The organism is Phreatobacter sp. GW821-FHT04C01, from assembly GCF_059420385.1.
In genome coordinates, this window is sequence record NZ_JBWKTP010000004.1 from 47,799 (window position 1) to 71,763 (window position 23,965).

A 23,965-nucleotide genomic window follows, 5' to 3' on the forward strand; every position below is an offset into this window, starting at 1 on the left:
GGCCTGCCTCACAGCACATAGGCGGCCCATGAACACGATCTCGACCAGCACCCGACGCCGTAGCCTCATCCTGCGATGAGCGCGCGCGGTCGTTTGCTTCGATCGATCTGATCGCCGCGCCTCCAGCGCGGCTTTTTTTTCACCTGAATCACCCTGATCCGACCTCGCTTCAACATCTCGTCCCAGCGGAGACCTGCCATGGCTACGAAAGCCAAAATCGCGATCCTCGGCGCTTCCGGCTATACCGGTTCCGAACTCGTGCGCCTGCTGCTCCGCCATCCGCGCGTCGAGATCGTGCTGATGACCGCCGACCGGAAGGCCGGCCAGCCGATGGCCGAGGTGTTTCCGCAATTCGCGCCGTTCGCGCTGCCCGATCTGGTGTCGATCGACAGCATCGACTGGAAGACCGCGGCGGTCGACCTGGTGTTCTGCGCCCTGCCGCACGGCACGACGCAGACGGTGATCGCCTCGATCATGAAGGCCAGGGTCGACATCAAGGTCGTCGATCTCTCGGCCGATTTCCGGCTGGCCAATCCGGCCGACTACGCCCGCTGGTACGGCCACGAGCATCACGCGCTGGATGTGCAGCAGGAGGCCGTCTACGGCCTGCCCGAGCTGCATCGCGCGGCGATCAAGAAGGCCCGGCTGGTGGCCAATCCCGGCTGCTATCCGACCTGCTCGATCCTGCCGCTGGCGCCGCTGCTGCGGAAAAAGGCGATCGAGACCGACAATATCGTCGTCGACGCCAAGTCGGGCGTGTCGGGTGCCGGCCGCGCCGCCAAGGAAGGCAGCCTCTATTGCGAGGTGACCGAGGGCATCCATGCCTATGGCGTCGCCGGCCACCGGCATTCCTCGGAGCTCGACCAGGAGCTGTCGCTGATCGCGGGCAAGCCGGTGATCGCCACCTTCACGCCCCATCTCATGCCGATGAGCCGGGGCATGCTGGCGACCACCTATGTCACCGCCAAGCGCGGCCGGACCGCGGCCGACCTGCACGGGCTGATCGCCCAGGCCTATGCCCGCGAGCCCTTCGTGCACGTCCTGCCGCTCGGCCAGACGCCGCAGACCCGCCATGTGCGGGGCTCGAACATGATCATCATCGGGCTGGTCCAGGACCGCGTGCCGAACCGGGTCATCGTGGTCTCGGCCATCGACAACCTGGTCAAGGGTGCCTCCGGCCAGGCGGTCGAGAACATGAACCTGGTGCTCGGCTATCCCGAGACGCTGGGCCTGGAGCAGATCGCGCTGTTCCCCTGAACGGGGGCAGGGCGTCCGGGTTTCAGCCCGGACGCCGGCGGGAGCTTTTGCACTGGCCTGTGCTCCGGTCCGATCCGAGGCAATCAATCTTGATGGCGGTATCGCTCGGGTGTCCCGTCCCCGTGATGACGGTTCTTTGGCCGGTTGGATAAGGCCCGTCTTTTTCGCGATTTTCGATGGTGAACCGCTGAATTCGCGGATGGCCGGGACAGGCCCGGCCAAGACGGATAGAGTGTGACGATGCAGGCCTGGCGCCTACCTCCCTATGCTCGCGCTACTTCGTCTTGCCCGGGCTTGGCCCGGGCTTGGCCCGGGCATCTACGCATTCGTCCGCGCGCGGCAATCAGGCTGTGGTGATTGCTGGGTTCCAACTTTAGATCAACATGCGCTGCACGAAGGCTTGTTGTCCTTCGAGACACGCCGCGCGCCTCGAAGGCCGGCTGACCGGAGAGTGCGCGAAGGCGAGTGCGCTGCCCTACCGCATCATCAGCGTCGCCAGCCGAGCCCTTTGCTCGTCGTTCCACGGCGTCGAGCGCTTCAGGGCGGTGTCGACCTGGGCGGTCGTCGTCGAGGCGCTGACATGGCGCTGGCCGTCGACGAAGATGGCCTGGTCGAAGGCGGCCGAGGCACCGCCGACCTTGACGATGCCGGTCGCGATCTGGACGAAGCCGGGATAGAGGATCTCGCGGTGATAGTGGATCTCGATATGGACCAGCGAGATGCCGCGGCCTGCGCTGGTCAGCCGGATGCCTTCGCGCGCGAAGAACTCCGTGCGGCCGATTTCCAGATAGGTCGCGATGACCGCGTTGTTGACGTGGTTGTTCGGGTCGAGATCGCCGTAGCGGATGGGATGCACCGTTACGAACGGATAGGCGGCGAGCGCGGCGCGCTCGCTCATCGGAATTCTCGGGCTCAATCCTTCACCTTCACATAGCGGCCGGGCGCATCTTCGATGGCCGGATAGGCTTTGGTTCCGACCGGGCGCGCGGCAACCTCCTTGCCGTCGTGACGCCTAACCCATTCGCGCCAGTGCGGCCACCATGAACCGGGATGCTCGGTCGCGGTGGCGAGCCAATCCTCGAACCGGCCGGTCGGCGGCCCGCCGAGCCAGTGCTGATATTTGTTCTTGGCCGGCGGATTGACCACGCCGGCAATATGGCCGGAGCCGGCGACCACATATTCGACCGGGCCACCGAAGGCCGACGAACCGATGAACACCGAGCGGGCGGGCGCGATGTGGTCCTCGCGGGAGGCGAGGTTATAGACGGGAACCTTGACCTTCTTCAGGTCCAGGGTCTCGCCGGCGACCTCCATGCGGCCGTTCGACAGGTCGTTCTGCAGGTAGCAGTGGCGCAGGTAGAAGGAATGATTGGCCGCCGGCATGCGTGGCGAATCGGCGTTCCAGTAGAGCAGGTCGAAGGGCATCGGCGCCTTGCCCTTCATGTAATTATTGACGAAATAGTTCCAGATCAGGTCGTTCGAGCGCAGCATGTTGAAGGCATTGGCCATTTGCTTGCCTTCGAGATAGCCGGTCTGGGCCATGCGCTTTTCGAGCGACTGGATCTGTTCCTCGTCAACGAAGACCTTGAGATCGCCGGCATAGGTGAAATCGACCTGGGTGGTGAAGAAGGTCGCGGTCTCGACCCGGTCGATGCCCTTGGCCGCCATATAGGCGAGCGCCACCGCCAGCAGCGTGCCGCCGACGCAGTAGCCGATGGTATGCACCTTCTTGTGGCCGGTGATCTCGCCGGCGACGCGCAGCGCCTCGAGCGGCCCCTCCAGCATATAGTCGCCGAAGCCCTTGTGGGCGTGGCGCTGGTCGGGATTGACCCAGGAGATGACGAAAACGGTGAGGCCCTGGTCGACCGCCCATTTGATGAAGCTTTTGTCCTGGACCAGGTCGAGAATGTAGAACTTGTTGATCCAGGGCGGCACGATGACCAGCGGCACGGCGCCGACCGTCTCGGTGGTCGGGCTATATTGGATCAGCTGGATCAGGTCGTTTTCGAACACCACCTTGCCGGGCGTCATGGCGAGGTTCTTGCCGAGGGCGAAGGGGGTGTCGTCGGATTGCCGGATCCTGAGGTCGCCGCCGCCGCGCTCGATGTCCTCGGCCATCATCTGCATGCCGCGCACCAGGTTCTCGCCGCTCGACCCGATGGTCTCGCGCAGCAGTTCCGGATTGGTCGGCACGAAATTGGAGGGCGACAGCGCATTGGCGATCTGCCGGGTGTAGAACGAGGCCTTGTGTTTCATATGGCCGTCGATCTCGGCCTGTTCGACGAAGTTTTCGGCGAGCCCCGTGGTTACCAGGTAGAACTGCTTCAGGAAGGCAAAGAACGCATTGTCGTTCCACTGCGGGTCCTTGAAGCGGGCGTCGCGCGGATCGGCCTTGGCGACCGGCTCGGCTTTTTCGCCGGCCATGGCCTTCAGCGAGGCCGACCACAGATCCATGTAGCGGCTGGTGATCTCCGTCTGGGCGGTCATGGCGCGCTGCGGATCCTTCAGCCAGAACTCGGCGACCTGGCCGAGCGTCTTGACCACGTCGGCGACGCCGTCGGGCTGGTCGCTCGGGTGGCTGCCGGTCTCCCGGGGCTTGAGATAGGCGGCGAGCGCCTTGCCGCCGAGCTCGACCATGCGCGCCACGTTGGAGGACAGCCGCTCGACGTCCATGGCGCGGAAGCGGAACGGATCTTCCGGCGACGCGTCGCCTCCGGGCGGCGGCGGCGGTGCCCCGGTCGGCTTGCCTGACGGTGCCGGCTTCGGTTCGGTCGCCGGGCGGGTTGCGGCGCCGCCCTCGATGGCCACCAGGACCGGCTTGGAGACGGGCGGCCTCGCCGCCGGCTTCAATGCGGGCTCCTTCACCGTTTCGACCGGCTTGATCCGCGCCGGCGCTGCCTTGGCCGCCGGGGCCGGAGCCTTGGTCTTGGCGCCGCCTCGCCGGGCCGCAGCCTTGCCGGCGGGAGCGTCCGTTGCGGCGGCCGCGGTCTTGCGGCGCGTGCCGGCAGGCCCGGTGGCAACGGCGGCGGCCGGCTTGGCGGCGCCGGCCGTGACCGTTGTCGATTTGCGCTTGGCCGCCGGCTTGGCGGGGGCGGGCGCAATTGTCGCAGGGGCCGGCTTCGCGCGCGGCGCGGTTTTGGCGGGAGCCGCCGCCGCGGCGGCGGCCATGGCCACGGGGGTGGGGGATTCGCTCTTCGCTTCGACTTTGCCGGCAGGCCGGCGGGGCGCTTTGGCGGGCGATTTTCCAGCATTTGCCGAGGCGCGCGCGGGCCCCGGCGTCTTCGGCTTGCTCGAATCGCGTTTCGCCATGAGCTTCCCTCCGAAATTCGCCGCTTTCGTGCCACACGAAATCGGTCCACTTTTTCGTTGGGACATATTAGGAAGGCCGCAGGCGCGCCGCCAGCGAAAGATGGCGGCGAGGCCACCTGGAGATCGACATGCGTGAGATGACGGATCAGACCGCGACCATCCGGCGCCGGGGCAAGGCGGGTCTCGCCGCAGTGGCGCTCGCGGCCCTCGCGCTCGCCGGCTGCCAGACGGCCAATGACGGTTATCCCTCGCCTTATGGTCCCTCGCGCCGCGTGCCCCTGCCGGCGGTGGCCGGTGGCGGCCTCTGGCAGCCGATCCCGCTGAGGGCCTCGGGTTATGGGGCCTCGACGCTGATCTCGCGCCTGCCGGAGGCACCGCGCGTGCCGGCGCCGCCGCGCTCGTCGGAAACGCCGGAATTGCTGACGCCGGCCCAGCAGACCGCCCGCCGCAACGAGCTGGAGGCGGCGCGCAATGGCCATGTCGGCGCGATGGACCGCCGCCTGACCAGCAGCGGCCGCATTCATGGCCCCGATCCGGGCTCGCGCCCGGCGCTCGATCCGGAAACCGATCGCGAGCCGGCGCCGACCCGCCAGCCGGAATGACGCCGCAGTTGCGGCGCAGCCTGTAGTCGTCCCGCGGCCCGTTGCGCGCGAATTGCGCCGACAGCCCATCAGACAAGCATTCCGCAGCCGTCCCCGCCGTGATAGGTCTTGGCCGCCCGCACGGGACTTCCCTTCACCGCCAACCCGATCAGATCAGATGACAACGACCGACTTTCACCGTATCCGCCGCCTGCCGCCTTATGTGTTCGAGCAAGTGAACAAGGTGAAGGCCGCGGCGCGAGCTAAGGGCGTCGACATCATCGATCTCGGCATGGGCAATCCCGACCTGCCGGCGCCCGATCATGTCATCGAGAAGCTGAAGGAAACCATCGGCAAGCCGCGCACTGACCGCTATTCGGCGTCGAAGGGTATTCCCGGCCTCCGGCGCGCCCAGGCGGCCTATTACGAGCGCCGCTTCGGCGTGAAGCTCAACCCCGAGACCCAGGTCATCGCGACGCTCGGCTCGAAGGAAGGCTTCGCCAACATGGCCCAGGCGATCACCGCGCCGGGCGATATCGTGCTCTGCCCCAATCCGAGCTATCCGATCCACGCCTTCGGCTTCCTGATGGCCGGCGGCGTCATCCGCTCGGTGCCGGCGACCGCCGACGAAGAGTATTTCCGCGCGATGGAACGCGCGATGCAGCACTCGATCCCCAAGCCGCTCGCGGTGGTCGTCTGTTATCCCTCCAACCCGACCGCGCAGGTGGCCGATCTCGACTTCTACGGCGAGCTCGTGCGTTTCGCCCGCAAGCACGACCTGATCGTGCTGTCGGACCTGGCTTATGCCGAGGTCTATTTCGACGACAAGAACCCGCCGCCCTCGATCCTGCAGGTGCCCGGCGCCTTCGATGTCGCGGTCGAATTCACCTCGATGTCGAAGACCTTCTCCATGGCCGGCTGGCGCATGGGCTTCGCGGTCGGCAACGAGCGGCTCTGCGCGGCGCTCGCCCGGGTCAAGAGTTATCTCGACTATGGCGCCTTCACGCCGGTGCAGGTGGCCGCGACCGCGGCGCTGAACGGTCCCGAGGATTGCATCCGCGAGATGCGCGAGACCTACAAGAAGCGGCGCGACGTGCTGATCGACAGCTTCGGCAAGAGCGGCTGGGCGGTTCCCGCGCCGCAGGCTTCGATGTTCGCCTGGGTGCCGATCCCGGAGCCGTTCAAGGCGCTGGGTTCGCTCGAATTCGCCAAGCTGCTGGTCGAAAAGGCCGAGGTGGCGGTGGCGCCGGGCATCGGCTTCGGCGAGCATGGCGACGACTATGTGCGCATCGCCGTGGTCGAGAACGAACAGCGGATCAAGCAGGCGGCGCGCAACGTCAAGCGGTTCTTCGACACCGCCGCGACGACGCTTCACAACGTGGTGCCGCTGGCCGCCGCCGGTCGCTGAACGCCTGGGGCCGGTTCGTCGGCCGCGCCCTATGTCGGCGGCACGCTGTTCGCGGCGCGCAAGGTCGCCGCCCGGACCGGGCTGGTGCGCGGCATCGATCACCTGATCGACGAGAGGCAGATCGTGTCAGATCGAAGCATGGCATCAAGGATAGGCCGTCCTTCGAGGGTCGCTTCGCTCCCACCTCAGGATGAGGACGGTTGGAGATCTGCATTCCCGTTGTTGATGAAGCGTCGAACGAGGTGCGCATTTGGCCCCGCCGCTGCTGCAGCGCCCCACAACCCTCATCCTGAGGTGGGAGCGAAGCGACCCTCGAAGGACGGCAAACCGTGGTGCCGTGCGCTTCAATTTGAGACGATCGGACTCTAGGGCACGCCCTTGGTCCGAATGCAACGGGACGGGGCATCAGCCCAGCCTTCCACAGGCCGGTGCTTTTCTTGCTTTGACCGGCCAAATCGGGCAAAAGCCCGGCGCGGCGCAGTGCCGCGACAGGTCGCGGATCACCTCGTCATGCAGGACATTTTGAAGGTAGGCATTGCCGGCCTCGGCACCGTGGGTGCTTCGGTCGTGCGCCTGATGGCCAAACGCGACAATCTGCTGAGCGAGGCCGCCGGCCGCCACATCAAGGTCGTGGCGGTGAGCGCGCGCTCGCGCGACAAGGACCGCGGCATCGTCACCAACGGCATGCGCTGGGTCGACGACCCGATCCAGCTCGCCACCGATCCGGCCGTCGACGTGTTCGTCGAGCTGATCGGCGGCTCGGAAGGCCCGGCCAAGCAAGCGGTCGAAGCCGCCCTCGGTGCCGGCAAGGCGGTCGTCACCGCCAACAAGGCGCTGCTGGCGGCCCATGGCACGGCGCTGGCGCGGCGCGCCGAAAAGAAGGGCGTGGCGCTGAATTTCGAAGCGGCGGTCGCCGGCGGCATCCCGGTCATCAAGACCCTGCGCGAGGGCCTGGTCGGCAACGCGATCGAGCGCGTCTACGGCATTCTCAACGGCACCTGCAATTACATCCTCACCCGCATGGCGGACGAGGGCATTTCGTTCGAGGAGTGCCTGAAGGACGCCCAGCGGCTCGGTTATGCCGAGGCCGACCCGACCTTCGACGTCGACGGTTTCGACACCGCCCATAAATTGTCGCTGCTCACCAGCCTCGCCTTCGGCACGCTGGTCGACACCAAGGGCATTTCCATCGAGGGCATCCGGTCGATCAAGCCGGTGGACCTCAAGATGGCCGACGAGCTCGGCTACCGGGTGAAGCTGCTCGGCGTCGCGCAGCGCACCGCCGATGGGGTCGAGCAGCGCGTGCATCCGACCTTCGTGCCGAAGGATTCGGCCATCGCCCAGGTCAATGGCGTGCTCAACGCGGTGGCGATCGACGCGGACGCGGTCGACCTGACTCTGGTCGGCCCGGGCGCCGGCGGCGATGCCACGGCCTCCGCCGTCATCGCCGATATCGTCGACATCGCCCGCGGCCATCGCACCGCGCCGTTCATCCGGCCGGTGGCGACGCTGACCCAGCCGACCAGGGCGCCGCTGACCCGCCACGAGGGCGGCTACTACATCCGCCTCGAGGTGGTAGACCGGCCGGGCACCGCGGCCCGGATCGCATCGCGCATGGCGCAGAACAAGATTTCGCTGGAATCGATTGTTCAAAGACGCTCTGGTCCGGTGCGCGGCGGCACCGATCCGGCGGCGGCCGAAGCGCCGGCTCCGGTCGTGCTGATCACCTATGCCACCACCGAGGCGGCGGTGCAGCGCGCGCTGAAATCCATGGATACCGACGGCGTGCTGCTTGGGCGGCCGCAGGTCATCCGCATCGAACGCAGTTGATCAAGAACACTCTCCGAGGGGATTACCGATATGGCCGACCAAGGGCTTTCCATTCCGAAAAACCTCGTCATCGAGCGGGTTCTGTCGATGGAACTCGTGCGGGTGACCGAGCGTGCGGCCGTGGCCTCGGCCCGGCTGCGCGGACGCGGCAATGAGAAGGCCGCCGACCAGGCCGCGGTCGACGCCATGCGGCGCGAGCTGAACAAGCTGCCGATCGACGGCACCGTGGTGATCGGCGAGGGCGAGCGCGACGAGGCGCCGATGCTCTATATCGGTGAGCAGGTCGGCACCAAGCGTGGCCCCAAGGTCGATATCGCGCTCGATCCGCTCGAGGGCACCACGCTCTGCGCCAAGGACATGCCGGGTTCGATCGCGGTCATCGCCATGGCCGAACACGGTTCGCTGCTCAACGCGCCCGACGTCTACATGGACAAGATCGCCATCGGGCCGGGCTACCCCAAGGGCACCGTCGATCTCGACGCCTCGCCGGTCGAGAACATCCACGCCATCGCCAAGGCCAAGGGCGTCAAGCCGAGCGAGATCACCGCGCTGATCATGGATCGGCCGCGCCATGCCAAGCTGATCGAGGCGGTGCGCGGCACGGGTGCGGCGATCCGCCTGATCACCGATGGCGACGTCGCCGGCGTCATTCACACGGCGAGCGTCGCCGAGACCGGCATCGATATCTATCTCGGCATCGGCGGCGCGCCCGAAGGCGTGCTGGCGGCTGCCGCCCTGCGTTGCGTCGGCGGCCAGATGCAGGGCCGCCTGATCTTCGATTCCGAGGACAAGATCGAGCGCGCCCGCACCATGGGTGTCCTGGATCCGAACAAGAAATACGCCATGGAAGAGATGGCCTCGGGCGACGTGATCGTGGCCGCCACCGGCGTCACCGACGGCGCGCTGCTGAAGGGCGTGTTCTTCGGCCCCGACATGATCACCACCGAGACGATCGTCTACCGCTCGACCACCGGCACCGTGCGGCGCATTTTTGGTGAACACCGCCAGTTCGAGAAGTTCCACCTCGATTGATCATGATCAACCCGCGGCGGCTGTTCCTCGGGGTTGAACAATCGGTCCTCGGTCGCGCCTGGCGCGACCGGCTGGACGATCCGGCCCGCGCCCAGGCGCTGGCCATGTCGCAGTCGCACGACCTGCCGGATATCCTGTCGCGGGTGCTCGCCGGGCGCGGCGTGACGGCCGAAGGCGTCGAGGCTTTCCTCGAGCCGACGATCCGGGCGGCCATGCCCGATCCGTCGGTCCTGACCGACATGGACCGGGCGGTCGAACGGCTCGCCCGTGCGGTCCTGACGACCGAGAAGGTCGCCATTTTCGGCGACTACGATGTCGATGGCGCAACCTCGTCGGCGGTGCTGGCGCTGTTCCTGCGCGCCTGCGGCCTCGACCCGGTCATTCGTATCCCCGATCGCATTTTCGAAGGCTACGGCCCGAACAGCGAGGTCATCAGGCAATTGCGGGCCGATGGCGCGACGCTGCTGGTGACGCTCGATTGCGGCACGACCAGCCATGAGGTGCTGGCGGAGGCCGGGACGATCGGCTTCGACGTGGTGGTCTGCGACCATCACCAGGCCGACGAGCGGCTGCCCGTGGTGGCGGCCCTGGTCAATCCGAACCGGCTGGACGACCTTTCGGGGCTCGGTCATCTCTGTGCCGCCGGCGTCACCTTCATGATGGTGGTGGCGCTCAACCGGGCGCTCCGCGACCGTGGCTTCTGGACCGGCGGCCGGCCGGAGCCGGACCTGATGCGGCTGCTGGATCTCGTCGCGCTCGGCACGATCGCCGACGTCGTGCCGCTGAAGGGCCTCAACCGTGCCTTCGTGACGCGTGGCCTGGCGGTCATGCGCAAGCGCGACAATGTCGGCCTGCGCGCGCTGATGGACGTCGCCAAGCTGGATGGCCCGCCGACGCCTTATCATCTCGGCTTTCTGATCGGGCCACGCATCAATGCCGGCGGCCGGATCGGCGATGCCGGCCTCGGCGCCCGGCTGCTGGTCACCGACGACACCCTGGAGGCCCAGCGGATCGCCGCCGAGCTCGACCGGTTGAACCGCGAGCGCCAGGTGGTCGAGCTCGGCACGGTCGCCGAAGCCGAGGCCGAGGCGCTGGCGGCGCTGGGGCCGATGGAGGAGGGCACCGCGGTGATCGTCACCGCCGGCAATGGCTGGCATGCCGGCGTGGTCGGCCTGGTCGCCTCGCGCCTGAAGGAGCGCTTCAAGCGTCCGGCTTTCGCGGTGGCCTTCACCGGCGACACCGGCACCGGGTCCGGCCGGTCGCTGCCGGGGGTCGATCTGGGGGCCGCGGTGCGCCAGGCGGTGAGCGAGGGATTGCTGGTCAAGGGCGGCGGCCATGCCATGGCGGCCGGGGTCACCGTCATGCGCGGCCGGCTGGCGGATTTCCGCGCCTTTCTCGAGGACAAGCTGCAGGCCGGCGTCGAAGCGGCGCGGCGCGAGGACGCGCTGGCGATCGACGCGGCGACGACGGCCGCGGCGCTCAAGCCGGACCTCGCCGCGCTGATCGACCGTGCCGGGCCGTTTGGTTCAGGCAATGCCGAGCCGGTGCTGGTGCTGCCGGCCCACACCGTCGTTTATGCCGAGGAGGTCGGCACCGCCCATGTCCGCACCCGGCTGAAGAGCGGCGACAACGCCACCATCGACGCCATCGCCTTTCGCGCCGCCGGCCAGCCGGTCGGTCGGGCGCTCGCCGAGAACCGCGGCCGCCAGTTGCATGTCGCCGGCTCGATCTCGATCGATCGCTGGCAGGGCAGGGAGCGCGTGCAGTTCCGGATTTTGGATGTCGCGGTGCCCGGACGCGGGTGAGGAGCGGCGCGCATGAACCCTCTCCCGCAAGCGGACGAGGGTTCACGCAGCTAAAAAATATACAATATTTCAGCGACTTGCGCGGTGGTCAGTCGCCTTCGAGGCTGCGCACGAGAACCTCCACCTTCACCTCGCCCCGGCGGGGAGAGGTCGACCTTGAGCGCAGCGAAAGGTCGGGAGAGGGGGCGACGCGCTCGACGAGAGGTCGCGATGCCAAGCGCGTAAGTCTCTGTTCTGAATGCTCAATTCCCCCTCTCCCGGCGCTGTCGCGCCGACCTCCCCCCGCCGGGGGGAGGTGAGGGTGGGGGTTCCCGCGCCAAATCCTGAAAGACGGCCAATTCGGGCCATTCGGAGATGTGTGCATCCGGTGGCCCGCAAGCGGGCGAGGGGACAGCGCAAGCTCTCAAGACCGGAACGCCGCCGCCTGCCTGAAGCCGCTCAAGAGGCGCATGGCGGTCTTGCCCAGCGCCCGGTCGTCTCGGGCGCCGAGCCGGGCGGTTCTGGCGGTGATGGCCTGGTGGGCTTCGACCGCGACGATCCTGGCGCGCGGCGCGAGCGCGGGGTCGGCCTGGACGACGTCGCGCAGCGCCGCCAGCACCAGGGGCGGCCCGGCGGTCGGCGCGATGCAGGTCTGGGCATCGTCGAGAAGGTCGCGGAACGAGGGTTTCCAGGCGGGATCGGCGAGCCGCCAGCGGATCAGCGCCAGCAGTCCATCGTCGGGCTCGATCATCCCTCGGGCAGGGCCTTCCGCTGTCGACAACTCGTCCACGGCACACCCAATTCGCATGATCTGCACTGCCCGGCCGGCAAATTCCCGACGTGTGAGGATTGAGCGCCGAACGCCGGATTCGGGCAATGGGATACCGCCGCGCGATGCGGGTTATCCACAGCCGGCTATGCTGCATCGCGAAGGTAAAACGGCCGGATATTCTGCTTTCGGCAGGGCTGGTAAGGCGATTGACTGCTCGCTAGTCTTGATCTGGCGGGCGGGCTCGCTGCTCGGGTCGGGTGCAGGAGGACAGGATGGGTTTCTTCGATTTCGTCAAGAATGTCGGGAAGAAGCTGGTCGGAGCCAGCGAAGCGCAGGCGGCACCGGCGCCGGCCCTGACCGAGGAAGTGGCAAGTCACGGCTTCGACACCAACACCCTTCAGATCCAGTCGACCGGCAACAACGTCAAGCTCACCGGCCAGGTGAAATCCCAGGAAGAGGCCGAGCGCATCATCCTGGCGCTGGGCAATACCGTCGGCGTGTCCAATGTCGACACCAGCCAGCTGGTGGTCGACGCCACGGCGCCTGCCGCCAAGATGTATACGGTGAAGAAGGGCGACACGCTCTGGAAGATCGCCGAAGAGCATTACGGCAAGGGCGCGGACTATCCCAAGATCGTCGCGGCCAACAATCCGCCCGTCGTCAATCCCGATCTGATCCAGCCGGGCTGGGTTCTCCGCATTCCCTGATCGTGCTCTATTGTTGATCCGGCAGGGGCCTCGACGCTCCGGCCGTCAACGATATCACGGGGGACGACCATGGGCGGGTTATCGCGCCGCGGCTTGACGGCCGCGGCTTTCGTTTTGCCATTCGCGCCGGCGCTGCTGAAGGCGCAGGGCTGGCCTTCCGGCACGATCCGGCTGATCGTGCCGTTCCCGGCCGGCGGCTCGGTGGATGCCATGGCGCGGCTGGCGCAGCCGGGCCTGGAGCGGCGTCTCGGCACCGCCGTGATCGTCGAGAACCGGCCGGGCGCGGGGGGCAGCGTCGGGGCCAACATGGTGGCGAAATCGCCGCCCGACGGTCTCACCTGGCTGTTCGTTTTCGACACCCACGCGGTCAACCCGACGCTCTTGCCCTCGATCGGCTTCGATTCCAGCCGGGATCTCGATCCGGTCATGCTGATCGGCACCGCGCCCATGGTGATCACCGCCCATCCGAGCCAACCCTACCGGACGCTCGCCGACGTCATTGCCGCGGCCAAGGCGGCGCCGGGCACGATTCCCTACGGCACGATCGGCAATGGCAGCCTCGGCCACCTGGCCATGACGCTGCTGGCGAAACGCGCCGGCATCCGGCTCAACCACATTCCCTATCGCGGCGGCGGGCCACTGGTGAACGATGCGCTCGGCGGCCACGTGCCGCTCGCCATCGCCTCCTCGGCGGTGCTGGCGGCCCATCTCGCCGCCGGCACGCTCCGGCCGATCGTGCAGACCGGCACGGCACGCGCGCAGACGCTCGCCACCGTGCCGACGGTGGCCGAAAGCGGCTTTGCCGGCTTCGACGCCGAGGCCTGGTGGGCGGTGTTCGCGCCGGCCGGCACGCCGGCCGCCACGGTGCAGCGATTCGGGACCGAGCTGACCGCCAGCTATCGCGACGAATCGATCCTGCGCCAACTGACCGAGAACCAGCAGGTGAAGCTGATGACGGCCGGCCCGCCCGAGCTCAAGCGCTTCTTTGACGAGCAAATGGCCATATGGGGACAGGTGGTCCGGGAAAATTCCATCAAAGCCGACTGAAAACTTTGCCGGGGGGCTTGCTGGCGGGAGCGACCCCCCCTATAAACCGCCCCGCCGCACTGCGGTCGCGCTCCCTTCGTCTAGAGGCCTAGGACACCAGCCTTTCACGTTGGGTACAGGGGTTCGAATCCCCTAGGGAGCGCCAAAACCTTCCCGAGTTCTTGATACTGCAACGGCCGCCAAGCCATATCATGCCGGCTTTTGGCGGCGGTAGGAATCACTTGGCCGGGAGCTTCCACCATGAGCCGTAAGAATCCGTTCGAGATCTCCTATCCCGTGCGCCGTGCGGATAGTGGCGTCCTCGCCTATTTGCGCGAGGTGGACCCCGTCGCCGCGTGCTACATTTCCGGGGCTGATCGGGCGGCCAAAAAAAGGCGCCTGAATTGGGACAGGTTTTTCTCCAAGGCTTCCCAGCAATCCATGGCACGATTACCGCGGACACAGAGCAGCCCGCCCCTTCGGGGCGTGGAGGATCCGTTCTGATGGGCTGCAGGCGAGCCCTCTTTTCCAGGACTTAGAGAACATCGGCTTTCCGCCGTGGTCGCGCCGTGCTGTACAGACCAGGAACGAATCGGAGCATGACTAGGCCTTAGGTCATCCACCACAAGGCCTGCGCATCGAGTAAGGGAAGCGGTTAGCTCAAGGGCATCAGGGCCCCGCCAAGAGCCAACGCGAACGCGTTGGGCGGTCTCGCTAGGCTTACCAGCATGGATGTGATCAGCGACAACAATCGGTGGGGATAGGAGCAAGGCCCCTCAGGGGACATTTGGCGGCTGCGTGTCATCGTGATTGCGGACGGATGTTCATTCATGTCAGGTCTCTCCACCGTCTCGATAATCCACATTATTGGAAGTGACTATGACGCGGTGTGCTATCGTTACCTCAGTGCATCCTCTCGACGAGGGCATTGCAGTCGGTTCGCATCACATCGCCCGAGATCTCGCTCGTCGCGGTTGGCATGTGTTGCTCCTTTCGGATCCGGCCTCACTCGCTCATTTCTCTGCAGCAGTGGCCAATGAGGCGGCGAGGGCAAGGACCAGATCTGCGCTCAGCGGTTGGCGGGAGATTGAACCGGGACTGGTCGCGTGGACACCCGCGACGGTTTTGCCGCTAGCAGGGCGCTTTGGCGCGGGAAGCGCGGCAATTCTGAAGGCGTGGCCATCTTTGACCGTGCCGCCGCTCGTCGGACGCCTTCGCCGCGCAGGTTTTGCAGCACCCGATCTCATCATGTTCGACGGCGCGATCTATTCGTCCCTGGTTGACGAACTGGCTCCCAGGAAAACAGTGTTGCGCATGTTCGACCATCCGGATGGACAGGCCGGCTTGCCCGAGGAACTGCGGCGGCAAGAGCGTGCACTTGTTGCTCGGTGCGACCTCGTGGCAGTGACGTCTCCCAGCCTTGCTCCGGTTGCCCGGCGGTATGGAGCCCACAAGGTCCACGTCCTGGAGAACGGCGTTGATCTCGCGGCATTCCTCCCGTCTGCTTCCGAGCCCGCAGACTATGCCGGCATACCTCGGCCGCGCGCACTCTATATCGGCGCTATCGAGCCGTGGGTGGACCAGGCGCTGGTGGATCGGGTCGCGCGGCTCTGTCCAGGGATCTCTTTCGTCTGGATCGGCCGAGGTCGATCAACGCTGGGGGGACCGGATGCGTCCAACGTGTATCGGCTGGGACCGCGGCCGTTCGCGTCGCTATCGGGCTATTTGCAGCACTCGGATGTCGGGATCATTCCCTTCGACCGGCGGCGCTATGCTACGCTCGTCGACACAGTCAACCCGCTCAAGCTTTACGAGTTTGCGGCCGCGGGATTGCCGGTCGTAGCCACGCCCTGGCCGGAGATCACGCGGATCGGTGGGCCGGTGACGCTCGCCGATGGGGCAGACGCCTTTGCGGCCGCGGTAGAGGCTGCTGTCAGGACGCCTCGCCCGATCGAGGGGGCAGGAGCATTCGCGACAGCGGCCTCATGGAGCAATCGGGTCGACGGGCTGATCAAGGCTCTATGATCGGACAAGGCGCATCGCATGGTACCTTCGTCAATCGTCCCGGCAAGAGCCTGTCCAGCAACCCGGCTTGATCGGCAGTATCCGAGGTCGTACAAACACCATGTCAATGAAAAATACATCGGCGAATTGGGAAATATAGAATGCTGACCGGCCCAGGTGATCTCGCGGAAGAACTGGGATCGGCGCGAACATCGACGGTTGACCTGGTGTCGAAATTCCGCGCGACGCCGAAATCCACAGTCCTGCACAGCGCCAGACGCGGTGTTGTGATCGGAATGACGGCCGCTGCCGCGACCAAGAACGCTCGGCTCATCGTCGCGTTCGAGCTTGCCACGAAGACTATGCTCGCCGTCGAGCTCCGCGACGCCTCCGGAGCGGCAGTCGCATCCAAATCCCGGTCGGGGCCTGGGCCTCAGAGGGTATCTTTCGAAGTTCACGCGCCAGCGACCGAGACCCCGCTATCAGTGTGGCTTGTCGCACCGGATGCGGCGGCTGCCGCCGTTGAAGTCACGGATATCCGCTTTGTCGTGGAAGATCTGGATGAGCCTCTCGCCCTGGACCACTGGGCATTCGGGCGCGGCGTACGGGTCGGCGGCGATATCGTCGTTCCACAAGGAGTGAGTGTTCTGCTCACGTCGCCGCCGCTATCGGTCGATGGAGCGACGCGCTACCTTGTCGACGGCGAAGCGCTGGTGGAGGGTTCGGCCAGGGTTCAGGTGTGGCTTGAGAACGGCGCGGGCGAGCGGCTCGGCGAACGCTTCTTCGACGCGGGGGGGAATTGGCTGTTTGCCTGTCCTTGCCAAAGCGACCGAACCGGTCTTGTCCAGATCAATATCTCGATCATCGCCGACGCGCTTTGCATCCTGCGTGCACCGCATGTCGGTTTCCGGCCGCTGACGCGCTGGTCGTCGGGTTTCGAAGAGGTCGAGACATCGCTGCCCCACTGGAACTGGTGGAAGCGGGCGATCCACGAGAAGTGCAAGCGTTCGATGTCGTTCAACGGCTTTGTCGCGGCTATCGAGACGCGGCTCGGGCGGGAGGAACTTCTCAGCTTGCCGCAATATATGGCGATCTGCCCCACTGGACAGTGCAACGCACTGTGTGATTTCTGCTCCGTAACCATCAATCGTACCGGCATCATCAAGCGTCAGTTGAAGCACGACGTGTTGAGCAGCTTCCTTGCACCGGTCCGCAAGACGGTCCGCGTGTTTGGGCTGGAGGGTAACGGCGAGCCGACGCTCTACCGTGAATTCCTGCCGCTGGTGTCCGAAGTAACCTCGGGCGGTACCGACGGCTATCTGATCACGAATGCCTCGCGTCTCGACCGCGAAACACTCAAGCATCTGGTCCTGCTCGAATCAGTCAATATCTCGCTCAACGCCGCGACAGCCGAAACACATCGGCGGGTCATGAAGCTCAAGGAGTTCGAGCCCGCGATCGCCTCGATCAAGAGGCTTGCCGACATGCGCGGGAAGAGATCCGACGGCTGGAACGCGTCGCCCAGACTGTCGGTTTCGTTTGTCGTCACGAACGACAATGTCCACGAGGTTCAGGAGTTCCTGGCCTTCGCGGAATACGAACTGGGTGTAGACGTGGTTTATATCAGGCCACTCTCCGAACTGGGAAACGACCTCGGCGTCGTCGAGGATCTCCGCGCGATAGTGCCGTTCGATCCCGATATCGACGATATGATCGAAGCGATCGACGAATATATCAGCGACCGCCGTCAGCGGCTCGATATCCGCTACGACCCCTCGACGTTCCGTTCAACACGCCCGCCCCCCGTCGGGGGCGTCGTCCTGCCGCGCGGCTATGAGGATAGGTTGCTCGCGCCTCGCCGTTCTGGTTGGATCCGAGCGGCTGAGGCACGTGTGTCGTGGACCCTGTCGAGGGTTAGGCTGTCGCTGGGACGGGGCGCATGCACGGATGAATTCATGTCCTCGCAACCGATTCCGGTTGCACCGTATCGGACACTGAACTTCACCGCCTCCGTGCACGTCATGAGCGGGGCGCTGTCGATAACCATCGTCGATGCCGCTGGCGGAGATATTCTCTGCTCCGCCGAATTCAGCGAGACCGCGGAACCGCAGAGCCTGTCGGTGTCGATAGAGCCCGGAGGCTGCCGCGCCTTGATCATTCGCATGAACTCGCCGACGGGCGTAGTTGCGGATGTTGATTTCGGCCGAACCCGCAAGCCCGCCCCTCTGGTGGAGGACCTGTTTGTCTTCCCCGGTCCGTCGCGTTGGGAGCGGGGCGTGGCTGATGTCGGGTTCGCCTGGGAACGGCGCTCGGTTGCGTTCGACTCGGCGGCCGCGCCAGGCCTCTATCTCTTGCGTAGCTTTACGACGCCGTGCGCTCAGGGACGGGCTGTCAGCCTGCCGATCGGGGGCAAGATCCTGCGCGGCGGCATCGGCGTCGGCGTTCTCGCGGAGGGAGGCGCGCGCTTTCTTGCCACCGCCGAGCTAAGGGAAGACGAAACAGAGACGGTCCTGAGGTTTCTGACCGAAGACAGCAGCAGCGTGTCGATCGCGATCTATGGGCTCGTCCCGGGCGGCACGGCCGGTAGTCTTGCATTCGGCGCCGCTGAGACAACCGTCGACGCGGATTGGCGGCCGTCGATGGCCCCGGACACATTGCGCCCGACCGCACAACCGGCGCGAGCTGCAACAGGCGATCCCGACGAGGAAGAGGACGTTCCAGCAGGCAACGATAGGGAGCCGGCCTCACCGGTTGCCGAGACCCCGGCCAAGGCCCCCATCAGACGCTCGATCGTGCCTGTGAGGAAGGCTCGTCGGAACTGGAAGCGCGTCATGCGCGACCTCGTTATGGGACGCAACCGGCTCTACTGCCACAAGCCATGGACCGACATGCACAATTTCACCGTCGATGGCAGGGTCGACGTGTGCTGCATCGCCACGGGGCCGAGCCAGGAATATTATCAACTCGGCAACCTTACTAGGCAATCGTTCCAGGAAGTCTGGAATGGTGAGCGCGTGCGGGAATTCAGGCGGACAGTGAATAGCGATCGGCCGCTCCCGCCCTGCGAACGCTGCCCGATGAGCCACGCCTATCAGGGGACATGGTTCGATCCCGTCCATACGATGGGCCAGTATCGCAGCTTGTTCTTTTCCGGAGAGTTCCTCAACCGTCGGTATACCCGTTTTATCGGTTATGCAGGTTACGCCTTGGGTTGGGTCGTCTTGCAGTTTGTCGTGTTCCGGGGGTTCAGGCGCCATCCACTCGGGGGCCTGGGGCGGGTTGGTAGCTATCTCAGCCGCAAGCTCGGCATCTGAGTCCGGCCGCGCCCGACGTCAGGAGAGCGACCATTTCGCATCGACGACCGCACCGGTGCCCGAATAGAGCTGACTCGCGCCTTCAACGACCATCTCGCTCAAGCCAACATGGGCGCAATAGACGCCCGGATTCATACTGAAATACTGGGTCTGGTTGACATGGTAATACCCGTCCCGGGCGATCAGGACGGTTATGACATAGTGCCCCGGCCCCAAAGGCAGTCGCTCGCAATGAGCCGATACGGTGCCCTCGAGCCGGGTTGCGGCGTCAAATAGAATGTCGTCGAGGAACAACCGCATCACGTCGGTAACGCCGTCGCGCTTGAACGCGATAACGACGTGAAGCCTTTCTTTCAGGCCGGGGCGCCTGAGGCGGTAGTCGATCGCGAAGGTCACCGGCTCGCCGACGGCGAAGACGTGATGCTCCCGGTCATCGCCACCCAAGAGCCGGAGGCCCTTCAGCTCGACATCGCCAGTGCCGTAGATCCCGGTGATGTTGAGGCTCGGGCTGATCATCCGAATGGTCGGCTGGCCGATGGGCTGTTCTGCCGGTTCCACGTCCGGCGCGACCGCGATGTCGACGGCCAGGTGATCCGGAGGCGGCGCATCGGCGATGAGCGCGTCAATTGTCGAAACCTCTGCCATCGGGGCGTCGGCAATGGCGAAGGTCTGGCGATCCTCGGTCCGCGTGTCTGCAGCGGCCAGGGTCTCCGCTGGAGCTTCGCCGGCGATCGTCGCCAGATCCGGGACGGGGGCGGGGAGGGGCCAAGAGGCATCGGGCTCCGTCCGGGCCGCGTGGTCGCTCTCCGCTGCCACCGGCCCCTGCGCCGGCCCGACCTTGGTGCCTGCCGGCGTGGCCGCGGCTGGTGCTCCGCTCCGCTCCAGATGGATATCATTCCAGGCTGCCGGCGCGATAGGCAGGCGACCTAACGAAAATTCGAAGCCGTCGCCGTGTAACCGGACATGGAAGTCACCGACGTCCTGTGCCCACCCTTCTACCCTTATGCTGATGCGTTCCTCGTCTCCGGGCCGCAGCGGTAGATCGAAGGCCGCCGTGACCTTGTGGAACGGCGAACCGTGGTTGCGGAACGGGCGTGCCAGCCGGCCTTGCCACAGTTCCGGATCACCCCAGTTGCTACCATCCTGGATCAGGCATGCATGGTCCGAAGGTTCGAATGCCGCTTCTCCGAATGGCGCCGACGCGACCTGAACGCCGCCGACCAGCATGGACAGCCGGGACAGATAGAGCGGCGAGCTCGGCGGCTGATTGTTGGCCGATTGGATGTCCACGAGGATACGGCTCACTGGGGATTTCGTCTTGGTGGCCCGTCCAAGACCCATGGCCTTGGCGCGCAGACGCCGCTCCTCCTGCTCTCGCACCGAATCCTCATAGGCCCGCAGCACCGTTTCGGGATCGGCATCGATCAACAGGCGGCCACGGTCGATCCACATCATGCGATCGCAAAGTTGCGCGGCGTTATAGATGTCATGGGTGACGAGCAGCAGCGTCGTCTGCTTGGTCCGGCAGATCTCGCGGATGTGCTGGAAACTCTTCTGTTGGAAATAGGCGTCGCCGACGCCCAGAACCTCGTCGATAACAAGAAGGTCGGGCTTGATCATGGTCGCGGCCGCGAACATGAGCCGCATTCCCATACCGGTGGAATAGGTCTTGATCGGCTGATCGGCGAAGTCGTCAAGTTCGGCGAAGGCGATCGCTTCCCCGACCATGCCGTGGAGTTTCTCGCCCGAAAACCCGAGGCTGGCCAAATAGGCGCTGGCGTTCTGCCGCCCGGTGAATTCGGGATGAAAACCGGTTCCGATGGACAGAAGTGCCTGAGTTTCGCCGCGGATGTCGAGGCTGCCCGACGACGGCGCGATGACCTTGGTCACCAGCTTGAGGAGCGTGCTCTTGCCTGCTCCGTTCCGGCCGATGATCGCGACCTTCTCGCCTTTCAGGATTTCGAAGCTGATGTCGCTCAGTGCACGGTGTTCCCGGATTCCCGACGCTGCCTGGCGGGCAAACCCGAGCATATCCCACAGGCGATACTTGGGGGCCTCGTAGAGCTTGTAGCTTTTCGTCAGCCGTTGCGCGCGGATCGCGATGCTATTCATAGTCGACAATCGTGGAGTTGAAGCGCCTCGCGATGCGACAGCCGATGACAAACAGGCCGAGCGACAGCGCAGCGAAGATGATGAGCCGCAGCGGGCTCGGATCATAGCTGGCGATCAACACGCCTCGATAGGCCTCCACCGCATAGGTGACGGGATTGTAGTCGACGATGAAGCGCACCAACCGCGGCACCATGTCGATGCGGAATGCGATGGGAGACACGAACATCAGCAGGTTCATCGCGATGCCGATCGCATGTCCGAGGTCAGGCACAATCATTCCGATGGGGGCGAGCATCAGGGCGAGGCCGGCCAGGAACAGCGTCATGAACACCATGACCACCGGAAGGAGCAATATCTTCCAACTGAGCCCCTCGTCCAGGAGCAGGATCACGAGAAGCAGGGCCAGTCCGACGAGTTGCACGACGATGGCGCCCGCAACCACACGCAAGGGAATGATTTCAACGGGAACGATGACGTTCTTGATCAGATGCATGTTTTGCCTGATCGCGACCGGCGCCGCGGTGACCACCTCCATCAGTGTGAGGAATGGAATGAGGCCGGAAAAGACATAGGCAACATAGCCCAAGTTGGTCATGCCCGGCAGAGTGACTCGGAAGATCACCATGAAGACGATGACATAAGCGCCGAGAAACAGGAGGGGATGCAGGACGATCCAGCTATATCCGAGGAGCGAACCAGCATATTTCTTCTGAAGCTCGAGCCGGGTCATTGCGCGTAGAACGCGCTGGTGAGCGAACAAGGTGGAGAGGAGTGAGACGGAGGCCAGATCCCGCATCAGGACAGGCTCGTCTCGAACGGTTCGAACGCAAAGCGCCAGGGGCGGCCATCGAGGGTCGCGGTCGCTTTGAACTCGATGGCCTGACACCTGAGCCGCACGCCATACGAAGGCGAATACCATGCGTCGAGGATTTCGGCTTCCAGGCCCGCCGGCACGGACAGCCGGACGCGGACTGAACCGTTCACGAGCAGGATACCGTCTTCCGTTGCCGAAACCTCGACGCCCGGGGCGGCATGAAAATGCCAGACGAGCTGGTGCACGCCCTCGCCGGAAATCTCGTCGTCGAGGCGGAGGTCGCCAGTCGCCCGCCGATAGGTGAAGCGGCGCCTATGCGTCGCCTTGGCATCGATGCGCCGATAGCCGGTGTGGCTGCCGAGATAGGTCACAACGCCGTCCACCTCCTCGAAGCGCTCGTGAACCGGATGGGCGCTCTCGAACAGCCGGAAGATCCATTCGGGATTGGTCTCGTTCTGCTCCGTGCCGGCGATGCCGACAGTATTGTGGTAGGCCGTCGAGCGAAACAGGTTCCTGGCAGCGAAATCGGACGTGTAGACGAAACTCCCGGCGTCGACTATCAGCGGTGCGCCGGCGACGTGATATTCGAAGCCCAGCAGTTCATTGTGCTTGTGGTTGCCGAAGCCCTTGGTTCCGACCGCGCCGTTGGTGATGGCCAGATAGTGGCCAGCGGTGCGCGTCACCGCGACGCCAAGCTCTGGATAGAGCGTGCGAATGTCCGGCGCGGTGCCGTTGCCGATAAGTATGGTCGAGGGATTGAAGCCCCACCAGGCCGCTTCCCAGCGACCGTCGTTGCCCGCAAGCTCGAGCCAGTCCGTCCGACCCAGCGTTTCGGCCGCGGGCGCGAAGAGGTGGCGGGCGTCCTGTCGGTTCCAGTTGCCATATCTGCTGGCGATGTGAAAGCGGCCGTCGTCATTGTCGCCAATGACCGGCATAAGACCGTCGGGACGCTGGACGCCGGCGACGAAGTCGACCATGCGGGCGAGCCGCGCGTGATAGTTGTCAGAAAGGGCTCGGCCTTGAAACTGGGCAAGACGGGCAGACGCGAGGAACAGCTCGGTGACCAGACGGTGATAGGGCACCGCAGACTCGAAGTCCGTACCCTCGTCGTGAATCTGCACGACTATTTCGCGCTCCAGCGACTTCCGGCAGAAGTCATCCCAGAGCTTGGGCTGTGGCAAATCGGCAAGATCGGCCGCGATGAAGTGAAGGCCTATGACATTGCTCAGGAAGTGGTTGCTGGTGACCTCGTAGGTATTTTCGAGGTTCTCGTAGATGAAGCGGCCATGGTCGAAGAGGCCAGCATAGGCGTCGAGCCGTTCTTCGTCGTCGACGCCATCGGCATCCAAGGTCAACGCCAAGCCGATGGACCAGTTCGCGGCACGGATGGCGACGTCCATGGTGCAGGTCCAGTTGATTCCGAAGCCAACCGGATTGGCCTCCAGGAAATCGGCGATCTCGTCGAAAAGTTCCCGAGCGAAGCGCGGATCGCGCGTGATCTGCCAAGCTTGGCCGAGCGTGAAGAAATGCTGCGAGCGGCTCAGCTCCCACGGGTATTTCACGTCGGCATCGGCTGGACGCATCTCATAGAGCTTCCAGTCCTTGAACGGCACGCCCACCGGGAAGCGCAGCTTGCGAACCGGATCGAGATACCAGTCGATCGGCCGATAGCCAGTGGCGCGCGCTGTGCGCTCCGGGTCGACGGGGAAGTACGGACCGCTGCCCAACAGGTCGAATTCGTGCGTCAGGATCCGTTCGGCGTCGGCTACCGTCTGCCGCGCCTGATCGGGGCAGTTCTCGGCGAGCGCTGCCAGATGGTTGAGCGCATTCTCGACATAGAGCCGCGGTTTGCTCCGGCGCTGCTGCAGGAAGGCCTTGGGGGTGAGGCCAGCCTTTCGGGCGTCCTGCGGGAAATCTTCCGTGGGAACGAAGAAGCGGTTGCGGACCTTGCGGTGCGTGCGCTTGTACCCAAGCAGCAGGTAGGCGCGCAGCCGATCGACGAATCCAGTCACGAT

At 65.2% G+C, this 23,965-nt stretch carries 17 protein-coding genes, 1 tRNA gene and 1 pseudogene; 12 read left to right on the forward strand and 7 right to left on the reverse strand.

The window, feature by feature from the left end; genetic code table 11:
* The first annotated feature begins 198 nt into the window (after positions 1-198).
* Positions 199-1,257, forward strand: coding sequence for an N-acetyl-gamma-glutamyl-phosphate reductase (gene argC, locus AC07WJ_RS16250; protein WP_494935657.1), 1,059 nt, complete (start codon positions 199-201; stop codon positions 1,255-1,257).
* A gap of 475 nt (positions 1,258-1,732) precedes the next feature.
* Here the strand turns inward: argC and AC07WJ_RS16255 are convergent, their stop codons facing one another.
* Together AC07WJ_RS16255 and phaC are read right to left on the reverse strand one after the other, a co-directional pair.
* Positions 1,733-2,155 (reverse strand): acyl-CoA thioesterase, encoded by a 423-nt coding sequence (locus AC07WJ_RS16255; protein ID WP_494935658.1) that lies wholly within the window; start codon positions 2,153-2,155, stop codon positions 1,733-1,735.
* A 14-nt stretch (positions 2,156-2,169) separates the two neighbouring features.
* Positions 2,170-3,930 (reverse strand): class I poly(R)-hydroxyalkanoic acid synthase, encoded by a 1,761-nt coding sequence (phaC, locus tag AC07WJ_RS16260; RefSeq protein WP_494936240.1) that lies wholly within the window; start codon positions 3,928-3,930, stop codon positions 2,170-2,172.
* A gap of 764 nt (positions 3,931-4,694) precedes the next feature.
* Between phaC and AC07WJ_RS16265 the strand changes: the two genes are divergently transcribed.
* The 5 genes from AC07WJ_RS16265 to recJ all read left to right on the forward strand — a co-directional run bounded on the left by AC07WJ_RS16265 (position 4,695) and on the right by recJ (position 11,222).
* Positions 4,695-5,168 carry a hypothetical protein gene (locus AC07WJ_RS16265; RefSeq protein ID WP_494935659.1) on the forward strand — a complete coding sequence of 158 codons (474 nt, stop codon included), beginning with the start codon at positions 4,695-4,697 and terminating at the stop codon, positions 5,166-5,168.
* A gap of 157 nt (positions 5,169-5,325) precedes the next feature.
* A complete protein-coding gene (locus AC07WJ_RS16270) occupies positions 5,326-6,555 on the forward strand; it encodes an LL-diaminopimelate aminotransferase (protein ID WP_494935660.1) in 1,230 nt (409 codons plus the stop codon).
* Positions 6,556-7,065: 510 nt separating this feature from the next.
* Positions 7,066-8,385, forward strand: a complete 1,320-nt coding sequence (locus tag AC07WJ_RS16275) for a homoserine dehydrogenase (protein ID WP_494935661.1) — start codon at positions 7,066-7,068, stop codon at positions 8,383-8,385.
* Positions 8,386-8,415: 30 nt separating this feature from the next.
* Positions 8,416-9,417 carry a class II fructose-bisphosphatase gene (gene glpX / locus AC07WJ_RS16280; RefSeq protein WP_494935662.1) on the forward strand — a complete coding sequence of 334 codons (1,002 nt, stop codon included), beginning with the start codon at positions 8,416-8,418 and terminating at the stop codon, positions 9,415-9,417.
* Positions 9,418-9,419: 2 nt separating this feature from the next.
* A complete protein-coding gene (recJ, locus tag AC07WJ_RS16285) occupies positions 9,420-11,222 on the forward strand; it encodes a single-stranded-DNA-specific exonuclease RecJ (protein WP_494935663.1) in 1,803 nt (600 codons plus the stop codon).
* A gap of 403 nt (positions 11,223-11,625) precedes the next feature.
* Here the strand turns inward: recJ and AC07WJ_RS16290 are convergent, their stop codons facing one another.
* Positions 11,626-11,952, reverse strand: coding sequence for a hypothetical protein (locus tag AC07WJ_RS16290; protein ID WP_494935664.1), 327 nt, complete (start codon positions 11,950-11,952; stop codon positions 11,626-11,628).
* Between the two features lie 293 nt (positions 11,953-12,245).
* Between AC07WJ_RS16290 and lysM the strand changes: the two genes are divergently transcribed.
* From lysM to AC07WJ_RS16320, 6 genes are all read left to right on the forward strand, one after another.
* Positions 12,246-12,680, forward strand: coding sequence for a peptidoglycan-binding protein LysM (gene lysM / locus AC07WJ_RS16295; RefSeq protein ID WP_494935665.1), 435 nt, complete (start codon positions 12,246-12,248; stop codon positions 12,678-12,680).
* A gap of 69 nt (positions 12,681-12,749) precedes the next feature.
* Positions 12,750-13,727: a tripartite tricarboxylate transporter substrate-binding protein gene (locus tag AC07WJ_RS16300; RefSeq protein ID WP_494935666.1), complete on the forward strand. Its 978-nt coding sequence runs from the start codon at positions 12,750-12,752 to the stop codon at positions 13,725-13,727.
* A 69-nt stretch (positions 13,728-13,796) separates the two neighbouring features.
* Positions 13,797-13,872, forward strand: a tRNA-Glu gene (locus AC07WJ_RS16305).
* A gap of 95 nt (positions 13,873-13,967) precedes the next feature.
* Complete coding sequence (locus AC07WJ_RS16310) at positions 13,968-14,210, forward strand: hypothetical protein (protein WP_494935667.1); 243 nt, start codon at positions 13,968-13,970, stop codon at positions 14,208-14,210.
* Positions 14,211-14,585: 375 nt separating this feature from the next.
* Positions 14,586-15,731: a glycosyltransferase gene (locus AC07WJ_RS16315; RefSeq protein WP_494935668.1), complete on the forward strand. Its 1,146-nt coding sequence runs from the start codon at positions 14,586-14,588 to the stop codon at positions 15,729-15,731.
* A gap of 140 nt (positions 15,732-15,871) precedes the next feature.
* Entirely contained in the window at positions 15,872-19,024 is a 3,153-nt protein-coding gene (locus AC07WJ_RS16320; protein ID WP_494935669.1) for a radical SAM/SPASM domain-containing protein, read from the forward strand.
* 18 nt (positions 19,025-19,042) lie between these two features.
* Here AC07WJ_RS16320 and AC07WJ_RS16325 read toward each other — a convergent pair whose 3' ends face one another.
* From AC07WJ_RS16325 to AC07WJ_RS16340, 4 genes and pseudogenes are all read right to left on the reverse strand, one after another.
* Positions 19,043-20,644, reverse strand: coding sequence for a Wzt carbohydrate-binding domain-containing protein (locus tag AC07WJ_RS16325; RefSeq protein ID WP_494936241.1), 1,602 nt, complete (start codon positions 20,642-20,644; stop codon positions 19,043-19,045).
* Positions 20,621-20,998, reverse strand: a pseudogene (locus tag AC07WJ_RS16330) (ABC transporter ATP-binding protein); the annotation flags it as partial. The pseudogene AC07WJ_RS16330 and the gene AC07WJ_RS16325, both read right to left, overlap by 24 nt.
* 130 nt (positions 20,999-21,128) lie before the next feature.
* Positions 21,129-21,932 carry an ABC transporter permease gene (locus AC07WJ_RS16335; RefSeq protein ID WP_494935670.1) on the reverse strand — a complete coding sequence of 268 codons (804 nt, stop codon included), beginning with the start codon at positions 21,930-21,932 and terminating at the stop codon, positions 21,129-21,131.
* Positions 21,932-23,962, reverse strand: coding sequence for a heparinase II/III family protein (locus AC07WJ_RS16340; RefSeq protein WP_494935671.1), 2,031 nt, complete (start codon positions 23,960-23,962; stop codon positions 21,932-21,934). The genes AC07WJ_RS16335 and AC07WJ_RS16340 overlap by 1 nt, the downstream gene beginning before the upstream one ends.
* Positions 23,963-23,965 lie beyond the last annotated feature (3 nt).